This is a genomic window from Roseiflexus sp. (assembly GCF_057785375.1).
In genome coordinates, this window is the sequence record NZ_JBYNRX010000089.1 from 1 (window position 1) to 14,536 (window position 14,536).

General features: G+C 61.0%; 12 protein-coding genes. 9 read left to right on the forward strand and 3 right to left on the reverse strand.

The window, feature by feature from the left end; all coding sequences use genetic code 11:
- Positions 1-1,340 (reverse strand): GGDEF domain-containing protein (locus AC3EA7_RS17025; protein ID WP_488615269.1); only part of this gene is annotated, 1,340 nt, incomplete at its 3' end.
- Between the two features lie 234 nt (positions 1,341-1,574).
- Here AC3EA7_RS17025 and AC3EA7_RS17030 point away from each other — a divergent pair.
- The 8 genes from AC3EA7_RS17030 to AC3EA7_RS17065 all read left to right on the forward strand — a co-directional run bounded on the left by AC3EA7_RS17030 (position 1,575) and on the right by AC3EA7_RS17065 (position 11,869).
- Positions 1,575-2,648: an STAS domain-containing protein gene (locus AC3EA7_RS17030; RefSeq protein ID WP_488615270.1), complete on the forward strand. Its 1,074-nt coding sequence runs from the start codon at positions 1,575-1,577 to the stop codon at positions 2,646-2,648.
- Positions 2,649-2,672: 24 nt separating this feature from the next.
- Positions 2,673-3,713 carry a glycosyltransferase family 4 protein gene (locus tag AC3EA7_RS17035; RefSeq protein ID WP_488615271.1) on the forward strand — a complete coding sequence of 347 codons (1,041 nt, stop codon included), beginning with the start codon at positions 2,673-2,675 and terminating at the stop codon, positions 3,711-3,713.
- Positions 3,714-3,733: 20 nt separating this feature from the next.
- Positions 3,734-6,121, forward strand: a complete 2,388-nt coding sequence (locus AC3EA7_RS17040; protein ID WP_488615272.1) for an FG-GAP repeat domain-containing protein — start codon at positions 3,734-3,736, stop codon at positions 6,119-6,121.
- Between the two features lie 615 nt (positions 6,122-6,736).
- Positions 6,737-7,732: an ROK family protein gene (locus AC3EA7_RS17045; RefSeq protein ID WP_488615273.1), complete on the forward strand. Its 996-nt coding sequence runs from the start codon at positions 6,737-6,739 to the stop codon at positions 7,730-7,732.
- On the forward strand, positions 7,729-8,940 hold the full coding sequence (locus tag AC3EA7_RS17050; RefSeq protein WP_488615274.1) for a Gfo/Idh/MocA family protein: 1,212 nt from the start codon (positions 7,729-7,731) through the stop codon (positions 8,938-8,940). The genes AC3EA7_RS17045 and AC3EA7_RS17050 overlap by 4 nt, the downstream gene beginning before the upstream one ends.
- Positions 8,941-8,949: 9 nt before the next feature.
- Positions 8,950-9,762 (forward strand): sugar isomerase domain-containing protein, encoded by an 813-nt coding sequence (locus tag AC3EA7_RS17055; RefSeq protein ID WP_488615275.1) that lies wholly within the window; start codon positions 8,950-8,952, stop codon positions 9,760-9,762.
- 288 nt (positions 9,763-10,050) lie between these two features.
- On the forward strand, positions 10,051-10,821 hold the full coding sequence (locus AC3EA7_RS17060; RefSeq protein WP_488615276.1) for an SDR family NAD(P)-dependent oxidoreductase: 771 nt from the start codon (positions 10,051-10,053) through the stop codon (positions 10,819-10,821).
- Positions 10,822-10,846: 25 nt separating this feature from the next.
- Positions 10,847-11,869 carry a methionine synthase gene (locus tag AC3EA7_RS17065; RefSeq protein WP_488615277.1) on the forward strand — a complete coding sequence of 341 codons (1,023 nt, stop codon included), beginning with the start codon at positions 10,847-10,849 and terminating at the stop codon, positions 11,867-11,869.
- Positions 11,870-11,950: 81 nt separating this feature from the next.
- Here the strand turns inward: AC3EA7_RS17065 and AC3EA7_RS17070 are convergent, their stop codons facing one another.
- Positions 11,951-12,109 (reverse strand): hypothetical protein, encoded by a 159-nt coding sequence (locus AC3EA7_RS17070; protein ID WP_488615278.1) that lies wholly within the window; start codon positions 12,107-12,109, stop codon positions 11,951-11,953.
- 204 nt (positions 12,110-12,313) lie between these two features.
- On the opposite strand from AC3EA7_RS17070, the gene AC3EA7_RS17075 reads away from it, so the two are divergent.
- Complete coding sequence (locus AC3EA7_RS17075; protein WP_488615279.1) at positions 12,314-13,228, forward strand: diacylglycerol/lipid kinase family protein; 915 nt, start codon at positions 12,314-12,316, stop codon at positions 13,226-13,228.
- A 151-nt stretch (positions 13,229-13,379) separates the two neighbouring features.
- Here the strand turns inward: AC3EA7_RS17075 and AC3EA7_RS17080 are convergent, their stop codons facing one another.
- Positions 13,380-14,330, reverse strand: coding sequence for a DMT family transporter (locus tag AC3EA7_RS17080; RefSeq protein WP_488615280.1), 951 nt, complete (start codon positions 14,328-14,330; stop codon positions 13,380-13,382).
- Positions 14,331-14,536: the final 206 nt, after the last annotated feature.

Genomic DNA, 14,536 nt, shown 5'->3' on the forward strand with positions numbered 1-14,536 from the left:
CTCTTGCCTCTCGCCTCTCGCCTCTCGCCTCTTGCCTCTCGCCTCTCGCCTCTTGCCTCTTGCCTCTCGCCTCTTGCCTCTCGCCTCTCGCCTCTCGCCTCTCGCCTCTCGCCTCTCGCCTCTCGCCTCTCGCCTCTCGCCTCTCGCCTCTTGCCTCTCGCCTCTTGCCTCTCGCCTCTCGCCTCTCGCCTCTTGCCTCTCGCCTTATCACAACTCCACATCTCTACCGGTTCGGCATCACCGACAACCCGATTGCGTCCGGTTGTTTTCGCAAGATACATCGCCTGATCGGCGCGGTGCAGGATGGTCTCGCCGGTATCGCCTGGCACATATTCGGTTACGCCAAAACTGGCCGTGATCATCGACACATCGGGCAGATTGATTGCATGCAATTCCAGGCGCACCCGATCAAGCGCCGTTTGTGCACTGCTCAGATCGGTCTGCGGCAGCAGGATGGCAAATTCTTCGCCGCCCCATCGCCCAAAATGATCAGCTGCGCGCAAGTGTTGTGGCACAGCGCGCGCAACTGCGCGCAGCGCCTGATCGCCGACCAGGTGCCCGTGCTGATCGTTCAACTGCTTGAAGTGATCCAGATCGAACAAACAGACGCAAAACGTCTGACCATATCGCTCCGCTGTTGCGATCAACCGGCGCAAATCTTCGTACAAACGGCGACGGTTCGGCAATCCGGTCAGTGCGTCGGTGTACGCGATCTCCCGCATCAGTTCGTATGCTGTCCGAAGGCGTTCTGCGTGCGCCCGGTACGCCGACAGAACGATCAGAAAACCCAACAATGCCCCTGCCATCAGGTAGATGCTCACTACCCGCCAGCTGTTGGCAGCATCGACGCCGAGCATGTTCCAGCGCACAATCTGCACTATGACGATGCCAAACGATGCAAGAAAGACGCTCACAGCGATCAACGCGCCGCGTCGCACGTCATAGAGGTTGACCGCCAGGATGCAGATGATCAGCAAAAACCAGATATCGTCGCTGATTGTGTCGAGCAGCATGGCGCTTGGGGTTGGGAGAAAGACCGCCGGTATGATGCCGTTGAACCCAAGCGACTGAACAATGAACATGATGAGCGCCAGGCGCTCCAGGCGTTCGATGGGCGCACGCTGGCGCGCCAGCAGCCAGATAAGCGCCACACACATGCCAGCGAATGCGATATGGTTGAGTGCATAGACTGCGCGATAGATGTAGGACGAATGGGTGTCGATGAAGGTGCTGTACTGGGCATACAACACAGCCAGCACACCAAGCACTCCCGCCGTCCGATAGATGAACCGGCGCTGCTGCTCGAAATGAAGACGTTCCTGTTCGATGGACTGCAACATAGGCTTGAGATGATCAGGATGCGATGTGAACAGACCCGGCGAAGAAAATCCGAGGATGCACAGCAACGCTGGCGTGTGGCATGGGATGATACCACGCTCTACGAGGCATTGTAAAGGTCGAATGTTACACGTTCGCAACGCACTTGCTTCAAATCCGAGTCAGTTTTGTCATCATTCCTGTGCTACCAAATGAGTACGTCTGGTTAATGACCGGTTGCGGGACGGAGGATTTCGATGTCGAATGAGGTTTTCACCGATCACTATTCGGTTGTGCTTAACCGCGCTCCTTTTGAATGGTCTATCGATGAAGGGCGGGTGCGCTTCTTTGGCATCCCATCAGCGCTCCTGTGGCTGAACCCGTCATTGCTGAAGATTCTTCGTCCTCTGGCAGACGAAATCGGCATTCCGCTCTTCCGGTTACTGGTGGCGCACAGTGGGAGTTTTGGCACGGCGGAAGACTATCATGATATCGTGCTGGCGCTCGGTTCAACCTTCGAAGAAGGGCTGCTAGCGTGGGGTGAGGTCATCAGCACGATTGGTTGGGGGCGGCTGGAACTCCCCTTCTGCGATCTGGAACAACGGAAAGCGATTGTGCGCATCCGCAACCCGTGGGAACTCGACATGCAGCGCGGGCAGCCCGTGAATTGGGGGTGCCCATTTCTCCAGGGGAAGATCATTGGGCTGTTCACCCATGCATTTGGCGTGCAGTGCTGGGCTGACGAGAAGAACATGGTCATTGACGGTGACGAGACGTCGGTCGAGTTTCATGTGTATGAGTCGAACCGGACGATCGAGAACGAGATCGCAGTGTTGCGCGAGGCGCGTGAGCGCGAACGTCAGCAGCGCCTGCTCGACGAAATCGCTGCCAAAACGCTCGAACTCCAGAAAGCGAATGAGGAGCGTCTGCGCTTGCAGGAACAGGTGATCGCCATGCAGGCGCGCACCCTGGCGGAACTTTCCACGCCGCTCATCCCGCTCAATAAGCGCGTGCTGCTCATGCCGCTGATCGGCGCCTTCGACTCACAGCGAACGCAACTGACCGTTGATCGCCTGCTCCACGGGGTAGCCGAATACCGCGCGTCGATCGTCATTCTCGACATCACCGGCGTGCCGATCGTCGATACGCACGTCGCCAGTGCGCTGATGCAGGCGGCGCAGGCGGTGCGGTTGCTGGGCGCCGAGGTGGTGCTCACCGGCATTCGCCCTGAAGTGGCGCAGACGCTCGTCGGGATGGGGGTGAGTCTGCAGGGGATTGTCACCCGTGGCACGCTTCAGAGCGGCATCGAGTATGCCAGTAGCATGCAGTGATTGATTTTCGGTTATACTGAGGGTATGCCTCAGCGCATCCTGATCTGCACGGCACAGGTGCCATTTGCGCGCGGCGGCGCTGAATTGCTGGTCGAAGGACTGCACGACGCCCTCTGCGAACGCGGCCACACCGTCGATATCGTGGCGCTGCCCTACGCCTGGCAACCCCACGAACGTCTGATACCTTCAGCGCTGGCGTGGCGCCTCCTCGATCTGGAGCACGTCAACGGCGCGCCGGTCGACCAGATTATCTGCACCAAGTTTCCGTCCTACGCCGCACGTCACGCGCGCAAGGTCGTCTGGCTGGTGCATCAGCACCGCCAGGCGTATGACTGGTATGGCACACCGCTCTCAGACTTCGCAAACACCCCGGAAGACCGCGTGACCCGTGATCAACTGCTGCGGATGGACCGCGCATCGCTTGGCGAGGCGCAACGGTTGTTCGCTATTTCCCGCAATGTCGCAGCACGGCTCAAACGCTTCGTTGGACTGGAAACGCAGCCGCTCTATCCGCCAAGTCGCTATGCCGGGCGGCTGTGCGCCGGACCCTACACCGACTATCTCCTCTCCGATGCGCGCCTGGATGCCGCAAAACGGCTCGATCTGCTGCTGCGCGCGCTTGCCTGCACCCGGCAGCCAATCCGCTGCATCTTCGTCGGCGCGGGCGACGATCGCGCGCGCCTGGAGCGCCTGGCAGCCGACCTGAACCTCGGCGCGCGCGTGGTGTTTCGCGGTTTCGTGCCCGACAACGAACTGATCGACCTCTACGCCTCAGCGCGGGCTGTCTACTATGCGCCGTTCGATGAAGATTACGGATTCACGTCTGTGCAAGCGCTGGCTGCCGCACGCCCGGTCGTGACCACGACCGACTCCGGCGGCGTGCTGGAGTTCGTTGAACACAACGTCACTGGACTCGTCGCACCACCGGAACCTGACGCGATTGCCGCTCATCTCGACACGCTGTTCGATGATGCAGCCCTCGCCCCACGTCTCGGCGCCGCCGGACCAGCGCGGGTGGCGGACATCACGTGGGATCGCGTCGTCCGATCGTTGCTGCTTCAGTGACGATAGCGAAGGAGGATTCATTGCGTCTGATCACCAACGCTCTCCTGCTGCTCACTTTTCTTGGTTCCTGCGCGGCCCCTGCCGTCACCCCCAGGCCGCTTTCATCAGCCTCCTCAACCCCGCTGGCTCACTCGATACCGCTGGTTCAGTGGAGGTATCTGGCAGATGCCGCCGCTCTGCCAATGACCGGTCCCGTCGAGCAAACCATGATGCTGTCGTTCGACATTGATCGTGATGGACGGGACGATATTGTGGTTGGAGGTCGCGGCAAAGCGCCGGCGCTCGTCTGGCTGCGTTTCACCGCAACCGGATGGCAGCGACTATTGATTGAACCATCACAGTTGAGCATCGAAGCCGGTGGCGCATTTGCCGACATCGACGGCGACGGCGATCTCGATATCGTCGCTGGCGAGGATTACAGCGGCAACCGCGTGTTCTGGTGGGAAAACCCGTATCCGAACGACGACCCAAACACTGGCTGGACGCGACACCTGATCAAGAGTGGTGGGCAAAATCGCTACCACGACCAGGTCTTCGGCGACTTCAATGGCGACGGCCGCCCGGAACTGGCGTTCTGGAATCAGGGCAACAACAATCAACCATCGATCCTGTACGTTGCGACTGTTCCGCCTGATCCGCGCAACGCCAGTCTCTGGACGCCATCCGCCGTATTCACGTCCACGGCCTATGCGGAAGGTCTGACCGCCGCCGACATCGATGGCGACGGAGTGACCGATCTGGTTGGAGGCGGCTACTGGTTTCGTTTCACGAACGGCAGGTATGTCGCCGAAGCGATCAATGCCGGCAATCGTGGCATCCGCGTCGTTGCCGGGCAGATCATCCCTGGCGGGCGGCTTGAAGTGGTCACGAGCACCAGCCACGGCAGAGGGACGATTGACCTGTATCACTGGACGGGCGCCGCCTGGGAGCGACAGACGCTCGTGGATCGCGTAGAGGACGCTCATAGCCTGGCGCTTGCCGATCTCAACCGCGATGGCGCCCTGGACATCTTTTCCGGCGAGATGCGTCTCGATGGCGCCAATCCCGATTCGCGCATGATTCTGCTGTATGGTGATGGCACAGGCGCGTTTCAGCCAGCGGAGGGACCGCCCGGCATCGATCACCACGAGTCGCGCCTGGGCGACATCGATGGTGACGGCGATCTCGATATTCTTGGCAAGCCATACAACTTTGAAACGCCGCGCCTCCGTATCTGGCTGAACGAAACCAACCACCCGACGAAACGCAACCTGTCGCGCTGGCAGAGGCATGTGATCGATGCGGCACGCCCCGACCGCGCCATCTTCGTGCTCTATGGCGATCTCAACGGCGACCGATTGCCGGATATCGTCAGCGGCGCGTGGTGGTATCGCAATCCGGGGCGCGCCGATGGCGACTGGGTGCGCACGCCGATCGGCGAACCGCTGTGGAATGCGGCAATCCTGGCAGACTTCGATAATGATGGCGACCTGGACATCTTTGGAACGCAGGGACGCGGTTCGGAGCGCAACGGGCGCCTCGCATGGGCGCGCAACGATGGCGGTGTGTTCACCGTGTTGACCAATCTGGCCGCCAGCAACGGCGACTTTCTCCAGGGAGCGGTTGGCGCACGTTTTATGCCTGACGGTCCGCTCGAAATTGCCCTTTCATGGCACGAATCCGGGCGCGGCGTTCAGAAACTGAAGGTTCCAGACGATCCTGCCATCGCGACATGGAACTTGCGCACCATCTCATCGCTCTCGCAAGACGAAGAAATCAGCGCTGGCGACATCGACCGGGACGGCGATCTCGACCTGCTGACCGGCACCCGCTGGTTGCGCAATGATAGCGGAAGCTGGACGTCGCTGACGATTTCCAACGCCTCAGGCGCACCGGACCGGAATTGTCTGGCGGACATCAACCGCGACGGACGGACAGATGCCATTGTCGGGTTCGAAGCTATCGGCGTGCCAGGGAAACTGGCGTGGTACGAACAGGGTGCGGACCCGGCGGCACGGTGGGCTGAACATGTCATTGCTGCCGATGTCATCGGACCAATGAGCCTGGACGTCGGCGACCTCGACGGTGACGGCGACCTCGATGTTGTTGTTGGCGAGCATGACACCTCGCGCCCGGAGCGCGCGCGTCTGTTGATCTTCGAGAATGATGATGGCTACGGATTGCGCTGGCGCCGCTGGATGGTCTCCACCGGCGATGAGCACCACGATGGTGCGCAACTCGTCGATATCGACAACGACGGCGACCTCGACATTATCTCGATTGGCTGGTCACACAACCGTGTGCTGGTGTATGAAAACCTGGCGCCGCCGCTCTCATCCGAGCCGCCGGGGACGCCTGCACCGCCAGGAACGCCCACGCCGCCCAATTCACGTCGCGTCCATCTCCCGATGATCACGATGCAGCCATAGCGGGGCGTTAGGGACGGGAAATGCAAACGAATGTCCTAACCTGGCGCGTAGCAGGGATGAGAGCCGATACGCGGTCATTTGGACCATAATGGCTGTTGAGAAAAGATCCGGCATCGCCCGGTGAAGCCCGCGCAGGCGGGCTGAAGCCCGCCCTCCTCCTGCGCGGCGCATACCCGCTCCGGCCCGCGCAGGCGGGCTGAAGCCCGCCCTCCTCCTGCGCGGCGCATACCCGCTCCAGCCCGCGCAGGCGGGCTTGGCAACCGTAGCCTGCGGCTTCACAGCCGCCGGGCGGACTGCCAACGCGCGTTGTGGATCGTTGCGCCTTGCAAACCGAACCCTGGAACATCGTGTCTGACTGACCGCAAAATGCCGGGGATTGAAAGGTCAGCCGCGGCGCTTGTTTGCAACGAAGCGAAGACCTTATTGACTGTCTTGAGGCTGGCGTTGGCTTCGACAAGCTCAGCCAACGTCAGCGGCGACCGGCGCAGCCAACGGCAACCACTCCACGTCCTTGATGGTCCAGGTGCTCGATTGCGTGGGTTCTTCCCCCGCTTGACAGCCCTACCCCGATGCGCTAGTATCACCCTATCGATAAATCTTCAAAAATAGAAGACAATGAACGTCTGCCTCGGCATTGATCTGGGCGGCACCAAAATCGCCGCCGCCGCCGTTGATATACGCACCGGCGCGCGTCTCCTCCAACTGATGGTTCCCACCGAAGCGCACGAAGGTCCGGCAGCGGTTATCGAGCGCATGGCTGCGCTCGCCGCACAGGTGTGTGCGCAGATCAACACGCCGCTCGATCAGATTGCCGCCATCGGGATCGGCGTGCCCGGATTGATCGATCTTGCGCAAGGGGTGACGATCCTGCTGCCGAATCTCCCGTCCGGCTGGCGCAATGTGCCGCTTGCCGCCAATATGACCAGCCTTACCGGTCGTCCGACGGCGATCATTAACGATGCGCGCGCGTTTACCCTGGCAGAGGCGACCTTCGGCGCCGGGCGCGATGCGCGCAGCGTGATCGGCATGACTCTTGGCACCGGTATTGGCGGCGGAATTGCCATCGATGGGCGATTGTACCTGGGGATCGATGGGACTGCCGGTGAAGTCGGGCATATGACGATTGATCCGTATGGTCCGCGCTGCGGCTGCGGCAATCGCGGGTGCCTGGAAACGTTCGCCAGCGGTCCGTCGATCACGGCGATGGCGTTGCGTGTGGTGGCGCAGGGGATGACGACACAGATCGGAACCCTGGTGGATTACGACCTGAACAAGATTACGCCGGGGATCATCGCGCGCGCCGCCGAACAGGGCGATACCATCGCGCGCGAGATTCTGCAACGCGCCGGAAGTTATCTCGGCATTGGCATCGCCAACCTGATCACGATCTTCAGCCCGGAGCGAGTTGTCATCGGCGGAGGGATGTCGCGCCTCGGCGATTGGCTCCTCGAACCGGCGCGCGCCGAGGTGATGGCGCGCTGTCATCTGACGCCGCTCGACCGGGTACAGATTACCCTGGCGCAGCTTGGCGGCGAAGCCGGCGTCATCGGCGCTGCGCTGTGGGCAGCGCAACGACTCGAAGGGGAACTTGCAGCAAAGGAGCGCCTATGAAGTCGCACTCGATTACGTTGCTCGGAACCGGTCTGATCGGCATGTTCTACACGATGACCCTCCACGGTCATCGAGGGCGCGACCGGATCGCAACGGTCTACTCACGCACCCGCGAGCGCGCCGAGGCGTTTGCGGCGCAGTGGAACATTGCCAGAGCCACCAATGATCTTAAGGCGGCCATTGAGGACCCGGAGACCGATACGGTGATCATCGGGCTACCGAATGATCAGCATGTTCAGGCGGTTGAAATGGCGGCGGCAGCGGGCAAAGCGGCGCTCTGCACCAAGCCGCTTGGTCGCACCGCTGCCGAGGCGCGCCAGATGCTCGACGCAGTCGAGAAGGCGGGTGTGTTTGCCGGCTACCTCGAAGACCTGGTGTACACCCCGAAGACGCTCAAGGCGCTGGAGTCGGTCAAAGCCGGCGCCCTCGGCGATGTGCTGTGGGTGCGCTCACGTGAGACGCATCCCGGACCGCATAGCGCCTGGTTCTGGGATGCCCACGTGGCCGGCGGCGGCGCGATTATCGACCTGGGATGCCACTGTGCGGAGATCATTCGCAATTTCGCCGGGAAGAACAATCGTCCGGTGGAAGTCATGTGCTGGGCGGATACGCTGGTGCATCCGATTGCTGCCGAGGATAACGCGATCGCGCTGATCCGCTTCGAGAACGGCGCAGTCGGGCAGTTCGAGGTGAGCTGGACGTTCCGCGGCGGAATGGACCTGCGTGATGAGGTGGCCGGAACGAACGGCACGATCTGGCTCAACCACTTTCTGCGCACCGGCTTCGAGATGTTCACCGCCGGCGGCGGCGGGTATGTCGCCGAAAAAGCCGAAACCGAAACCGGCTGGCTCTTCCCGGTAGGCGATGAGGTCCACGAACTGGGGTACAACCACATGTTCACCGATATGTTCGAGGCGATGGACAACAACCGCGCGCCGATGGAGACGTTCTACGACGGGTATGTGGTCAACGCCATCCTCGACGCCGCTTACCGCTCGGCAAAATCACGCCAGTGGGAGGCGGTCGAGGTCGAGTGGCGCGCCACTGAGCCGATGAAGCCGCTGCGTCGCGTTGCGCAGGAGATCGACGGGTATGCGCTGGTGAAAGAAGAACGCATGCACGGCAATAAACTGAAACAGATCCTCTCCGATAAAACGACGGGACGGATCATCGAGCGGGTGATTGATATTCAGGCTACCAGCGATTGATGAGGCGCTATGACCCTCGACCCTGCACCGATGCTGGACTATCTGGAACGCGCCGAAATGATTGTGCGCCGGGTACGCGAGACGCAGATGCCTGCCATCCTCGAGGCGGCGCTCATCTGCACCAACACCATCGCCGCCGGCGGGCTGGTGCATCTGTTCGGCACGGGCCACTCACGCATCCCGATCGAGGAAATCTTTCCGCGTCACGGCAGTTTCCCCGGTTTCCATCCGATTGTCGAACTGTCGCTCACATACCATAATCCGGTTGTCGGACCCAATGGGCAGCGCCAGGCAATGTTCCTCGAAAAGGTCGAAGGATTTGGTCGGGTCATCCTGCGCAACTTCGTCTTTGGTCCGCACGACAGTTTCATCATCTTCTCGAACAGCGGCGTCAACCAGGTCGTTATCGATGTCGCGCTCGAAGCAAAAACGCGCGGCATGCCGGTGATCGCGGTGGTGTCGGTCGCGCATTGCCAGGCGTCCACGCCGCGCCACAGCAGCGGCAAACGCCTGATCGATTGCGCCGATGTGACAATCGACAACTGTGCGCCTGCCGGTGACGCGCTGGTGACGATCGAGGGATTGCAATACCCCGTCGGTCCTGGATCGACGATCGGGTATGCGGCAGTGGTCAATGCACTGAAGTGCCTGGTCGCCGCCGAACTGACGAAACGCGGACAGCCGCCGCTGGTGTTGACCAGCAGTGTGTTGATTGGCAGCGCCGCCTCGGAGGAACTGTTCGAGCGCACCTACGACGAGTATCGGGCGCGGGTGGCGCAGGTGTATGGCGGGGGACGTTCAACGCCGCAAACGTCGCGCTGAAGGGCTGGAGCATTGCTTGAAACGATTGACGCAAAATAATGAATGAACGCTGCCCGCACCCACAGCCCTGATACTAATGTGCGGTCACCTGGACCATACTGCCGGTAAGCGCAGCAGGACGCCGGGCCGCTGCGGGCTAAAGCCCTCGCTGAGCAGGTGAAAGCCCCGCTGGGGCTGCTCATGCCAATTGTCTGACTGAACGCCACTGGTATGAGTTTGTCGAAAGGCGGGCAGCGGAATGCACCCTTCGACAGGCTCAGGGTGCATTCCGCTTTTCGAGAGAGGGTCATGCGTCTGACGGGAAAAACTGCGATTGTGACCGGCGCGGCAAGCGGGATCGGACGTGCCGTGGCGCTCCGCTTCCTTGCCGAAGGAGCGCGTGTTGTCGGCTTCGACCTCGATGGCGACGGGCTGAACAACACCCGCGCGCTTGGCGGCGCAACTGGATCATTCGTTGCCATCACGTGTGATCTGACCGACCCGTTGCAGGTAGAACAGGCGGTGTCGAGTGCGATTGAGCATCTGCATCGCCTCGACATCGTGTTCAACGGCGCAGGCGCCAGCGGCCGGCGCTGGGGGGATGGACCGGTCGACGCCTGCACGCTCGATGGATGGCGGCACACGCTCGACGTGAACCTGACGAGCATCTTTCTCATGTGTCGTGCAACAGTGCCGCACCTGCTGGCGGCGGGCGGCGGGTCGATCATCAACCTCAGTTCGGTGCTGGGCATGGTTGGCGGTGATGCCGATTTTGCCACCCACGCCTATGCTGCTGCAAAAGCAGGAATCATCGGGTTGTCGCGCGCGATGGCGGTGTACTACGCGCCACGCCGTGTGCGCGTCAACGTCATTGCTCCCGGGCTGATCGCCACACCGATGAGCCGCCGCGCTCAGGAGAGTGAGCATATTCAGCAACGGCTGACACACCTTCAGCCGCTGACCGGCGCTATGGGTGCACCGGAGGATGTCGCCGCCGCTGCGACGTATCTGGCATCCGCTGATGCCGCTTTCGTGACCGGCGTCGTGTTACCCATCGATGGCGGATGGACTGCATGGTAGTCATAGTATGTGATGAGGTGAACATATGGACCTTCCGCTTCTCCCAACCAGCGTCATCGGCTCCTACGCCTGGCCCGCCTGGTTGCATGTGGCGCTCTGGGCAGCGCAGCGCGGCGAACTTGGACCGGACGACATGCGCGAAACGCAGGATGATGCGGTCGATATGGCGTTGCGCGATCAGGAGGATGCCGGCGTAGACATTGTGAGTGATGGGGAGATGCGGCGCGCCGGTTTCTTCACCGCGGCGTTCTACAGTTTTCTCACCGGGCTGCGCGAGTTGCCGCCGCAGCGTCGGATCGGAGTCGCAGGCCACGACCAGCGCGAAAGTTACGAGGCGGTCGAACCGATCACTGCACCGGACGGTCTTGGTCTGCTCACTGAGTATAATTATGTCAAGCAGCGCACGGCGCGTCCGATCAAGATGCCATGCCCCGGTCCGTTCACGCTTGCCGGACGGATCAAGCCCGGCGCAGTGTACACAACGCGGTGGGAGGTGGCGGAGGCGCTCGTGCCGATTATCAATGCCGAACTGAAGGCGCTGGTTGCGGCAGGATGCACATTCATTCAGATCGACGAACCATCGATTGCCGTTCGCCCCGACGCGCCACACGCATTTGTCGAACTGTTCAACGCCACGGTTGCCGGTGTGAACGCCAAAATCGGATTACACCTCTGCTTTGGCAACTATGTCGGGCGTCCCACGGCGAAGCGCACCTATCGTCCGCTGTTTCCGCACATTCTCGACGCGCATGCCGATCAGTACGCATTGGAATTCGCCAACCGCGAACTGGCGGAGATCGATTTATGGCGCGAATTTCCGAGTGAGAAGGAACTGGCGGCTGGTCTGGTCGACGTGAAAAACTATTACATCGAGACACCGGAGGATGTTGCCGGGCGGATCCGGGTAGCGTTGCACTATGTGGCGCCGGAGAAATTGACGATCGTGCCCGACTGCGGGTTCAGCCAGACGGCGCGTTGGGCGGCGCGCGCCAAACTGAAGGCGATGGTCGAAGGGACGCGCATCGTGCGCCGTGAACTGGCAGGGTAATTCTTCGCTTCAGAGAACCGGAGCGATGGAAAGAGCCGCCCGATTGGGCGGCTTCATGGTTTCCGAAACGGTTGATGGCGCTCATGCGCCAACTGTTTCCAGCAACCGGTCTTCGGCATATTCCGTTTCAGCAGCCTCCTTGCCCAGCAGTTCTGCGGTGATGAATGCGGCCAGCGCTGGCGAAATCCGACCGTTCTCGACGCCCTCTTCAATGAGAGCCAGCAGATCTTCGTGCGTCATCGTACCCTCCCTTTCTTGCCGTTAACTGAACAGACGCGTCCTCGCGTCAACCTGCGCGGATTATACCCGAAATGATCAAAAAAAGATAGAGGGAATCTAGGCAGATTATACACGAAATCCGCGAAAAAGAATAGGGGAACTTTTCACATCCGGTATAATCGCTGGTGCGGCGCATCTGCGCCGTTGATACCGTGAGCAGAGAACATGGACAAGGCGCTGATCATTCTCAACCCCTGGGCTGGCCGTGGCCACGCGGGCGAGCGGCGGCACGATCTGGACCTGGCGCTCGAGCGCGCTGGCATCGACTACGATATGGTCATGACCCACACGCGCGGCGGTGCGATCGAAATGGCGCAGCAGGCCGTCGAACGCGGCTATGACGCGATTGTGGCGGTCGGCGGGGATGGAACCGTCAATGAAGCGGTCAACGGCATCAAGATGGCAGAAGCCAGCAGCAAACGTCGCGTGCCTTTGGGGATCATTCCACTCGGAACCGGCTGTGATTTCATCAAGGTGCTGGACGGTTTTCTGGCGAACGACATCTACGGCAGCGTCCAACGCATTGCACGCTGGCAACCGCGCACAGTCGATCTGGGTCTGGTGCGCGTTGATAATCAACTGGAACGCTGGTTTATCAACGCGCTTGGATCGGGGTTCGATGCGCAGGCGGCGGCAGAGGCGCTCAAGATCACCCGGCTGAAGGGGTTTGCCGTTTATTTGCTGGCGATTATTCGGGCAATGGCGAATTACAAAGCGCATCCCATGACGATCGAGTTCGACGGACGCCGCATCCAGCGCCGGCTGCTCTTCGCCAGCATTGCCAATGGTCGCTATCAGGCAGGCGGATTCCTGCTCACGCCCGACGCACGCATCGATGACGGCTACTTCGATGCCTGCCTGGTCAATAATCTGCGCATCGACGAGATCATTCGTCACATCCCGAAGGTGCTCGAGGGCACGCATACGAAGCTGCGCCAGGTGACCATGGCGCGGGTGCGGCATGTCACCATCAGCAGTTCGGCGCCAATCCCGGTCGCAACCGATGGCGAAGTGCTCTCGACCAGAGCGCGCACGGTGACGGCTGAACTGATTCCCGGCGCGATCGAGATTCTGGCATAGGCGGCGCTGACGCATTGCCCGGCAGGTTTGGTGTACAGACACAGGGCGTTGCCAAAAGGAAGATGAGCCATCATCAGCAAAGTTCAAATGCGGAACTCTGCGCCTTTGCGCCTTTGTGGGCGCTTATTTAAAACGGGATGGTCTCTCGTTCCTAGTCATTGTCGCGTTCCCCGCGCGCCGCAACAGCAATGCCGATCAGAAGCAGCACGAAACCCGCAAGTTGCAACGGCGCAAACCATTCGCCAAACAAGATCAGCGCCAGCAGCGCCGAACCAATTGGTTCTCCCAGCAGTGCAACAGTGACGAAGGTGGCAGACAGGTAGCGTAACGACCAGTTGAATGCGGTGTGCCCCAGCAGTTGCGGTCCGAGTGCAAGACCAAGGAGCAACAGGTACGCCAGTGGCGGATATCCGCCAAAGAGTTCCAGCGGATTGGCGGTTCCGGCGAACGCCAGCGCCGTGATCAGCAAGGCGACGGCAGCGCTGGTGTAGACGAGCCAGATGTACGCCAGCACCGAGATATGGCGGCGCAGGCTGCGCCCGACCAGGAAGTAGATCGAACCGCCGAATGCGCCGAGCAGCGCCAGCAGATTCCCCAGCAGCGCATTGCCGCTATCGGGTCCGCTGCTGTCGCTAATGCCGATCAGAATGCTTCCCGTGATTGTCAACACAACCCCGGCAATCGTCGGCGACGATGGTCGCTCGCGCAGCAGCACCGCCGACAAAAGCGCCACCCACAGCGGGTTGGTCGAAACCAGCGCGACTGAGGAAGCCACCGAGGTGTACGCCAGCGATGAGATCCAGGCGGCAAAGTGAACCGCCAGAAACACGCCAGACACGACTCCGAGCAGGATGTCGCGCCGTGACAGGCGGCGCAACTCGTCCCCGGCACGCGACCAGGCAATCGGAAGCAGGATGATCGCCGCCAGTCCCAGCCGACCGGCGGCGATTGTGGTGGAAGGCACCTCCATATCCTGAGCATAGCGAATCATAATCGATGCAGCGGCGGCAACCAGAACGCCGCCAAACAGCACCAGGTATGGCAGCACGCGGATACGACGCGGAACCGGGCGATCAATGGACTGTTCGAGTGTGTCGGACATGGATGACCTCGCAAGAATCAAGAACCGAGAACTGAGAACCGAGAACCGAGAACTGATACTAATACGCAGTCATTTGTACAATAATGACTTCACTGCACAAAGCGAACCACGAAGGTCACCAAGGGACACGAAGGACATGCGCTTCATGTTCCCCTTCGTGCGTGTCGGGTCCCTGGCGGTTCAGCCCGTAACCACGAAGGTCACCA

Excerpts from the sequence above, each read along its gene's own strand:
- AC3EA7_RS17030 (WP_488615270.1), top strand. The coding sequence starts at position 1,575 with ATGTCGAATGAGGTTTTCACCGATCACTATTCGGTTGTGCTTAACCGC.
- AC3EA7_RS17035 (WP_488615271.1), top strand. The coding sequence starts at position 2,673 with ATGCCTCAGCGCATCCTGATCTGCACGGCACAGGTGCCATTTGCGCGC.
- AC3EA7_RS17045 (WP_488615273.1), top strand. The coding sequence starts at position 6,737 with ATGAACGTCTGCCTCGGCATTGATCTGGGCGGCACCAAAATCGCCGCC.
- AC3EA7_RS17050 (WP_488615274.1), top strand. The coding sequence starts at position 7,729 with ATGAAGTCGCACTCGATTACGTTGCTCGGAACCGGTCTGATCGGCATG.
- AC3EA7_RS17055 (WP_488615275.1), top strand. The coding sequence starts at position 8,950 with ATGACCCTCGACCCTGCACCGATGCTGGACTATCTGGAACGCGCCGAA.
- AC3EA7_RS17060 (WP_488615276.1), top strand. The coding sequence starts at position 10,051 with ATGCGTCTGACGGGAAAAACTGCGATTGTGACCGGCGCGGCAAGCGGG.
- AC3EA7_RS17065 (WP_488615277.1), top strand. The coding sequence starts at position 10,847 with ATGGACCTTCCGCTTCTCCCAACCAGCGTCATCGGCTCCTACGCCTGG.
- AC3EA7_RS17070 (WP_488615278.1), bottom strand. The coding sequence starts at position 12,109 with ATGACGCACGAAGATCTGCTGGCTCTCATTGAAGAGGGCGTCGAGAAC.
- AC3EA7_RS17075 (WP_488615279.1), top strand. The coding sequence starts at position 12,314 with ATGGACAAGGCGCTGATCATTCTCAACCCCTGGGCTGGCCGTGGCCAC.
- AC3EA7_RS17080 (WP_488615280.1), bottom strand. The coding sequence starts at position 14,330 with ATGTCCGACACACTCGAACAGTCCATTGATCGCCCGGTTCCGCGTCGT.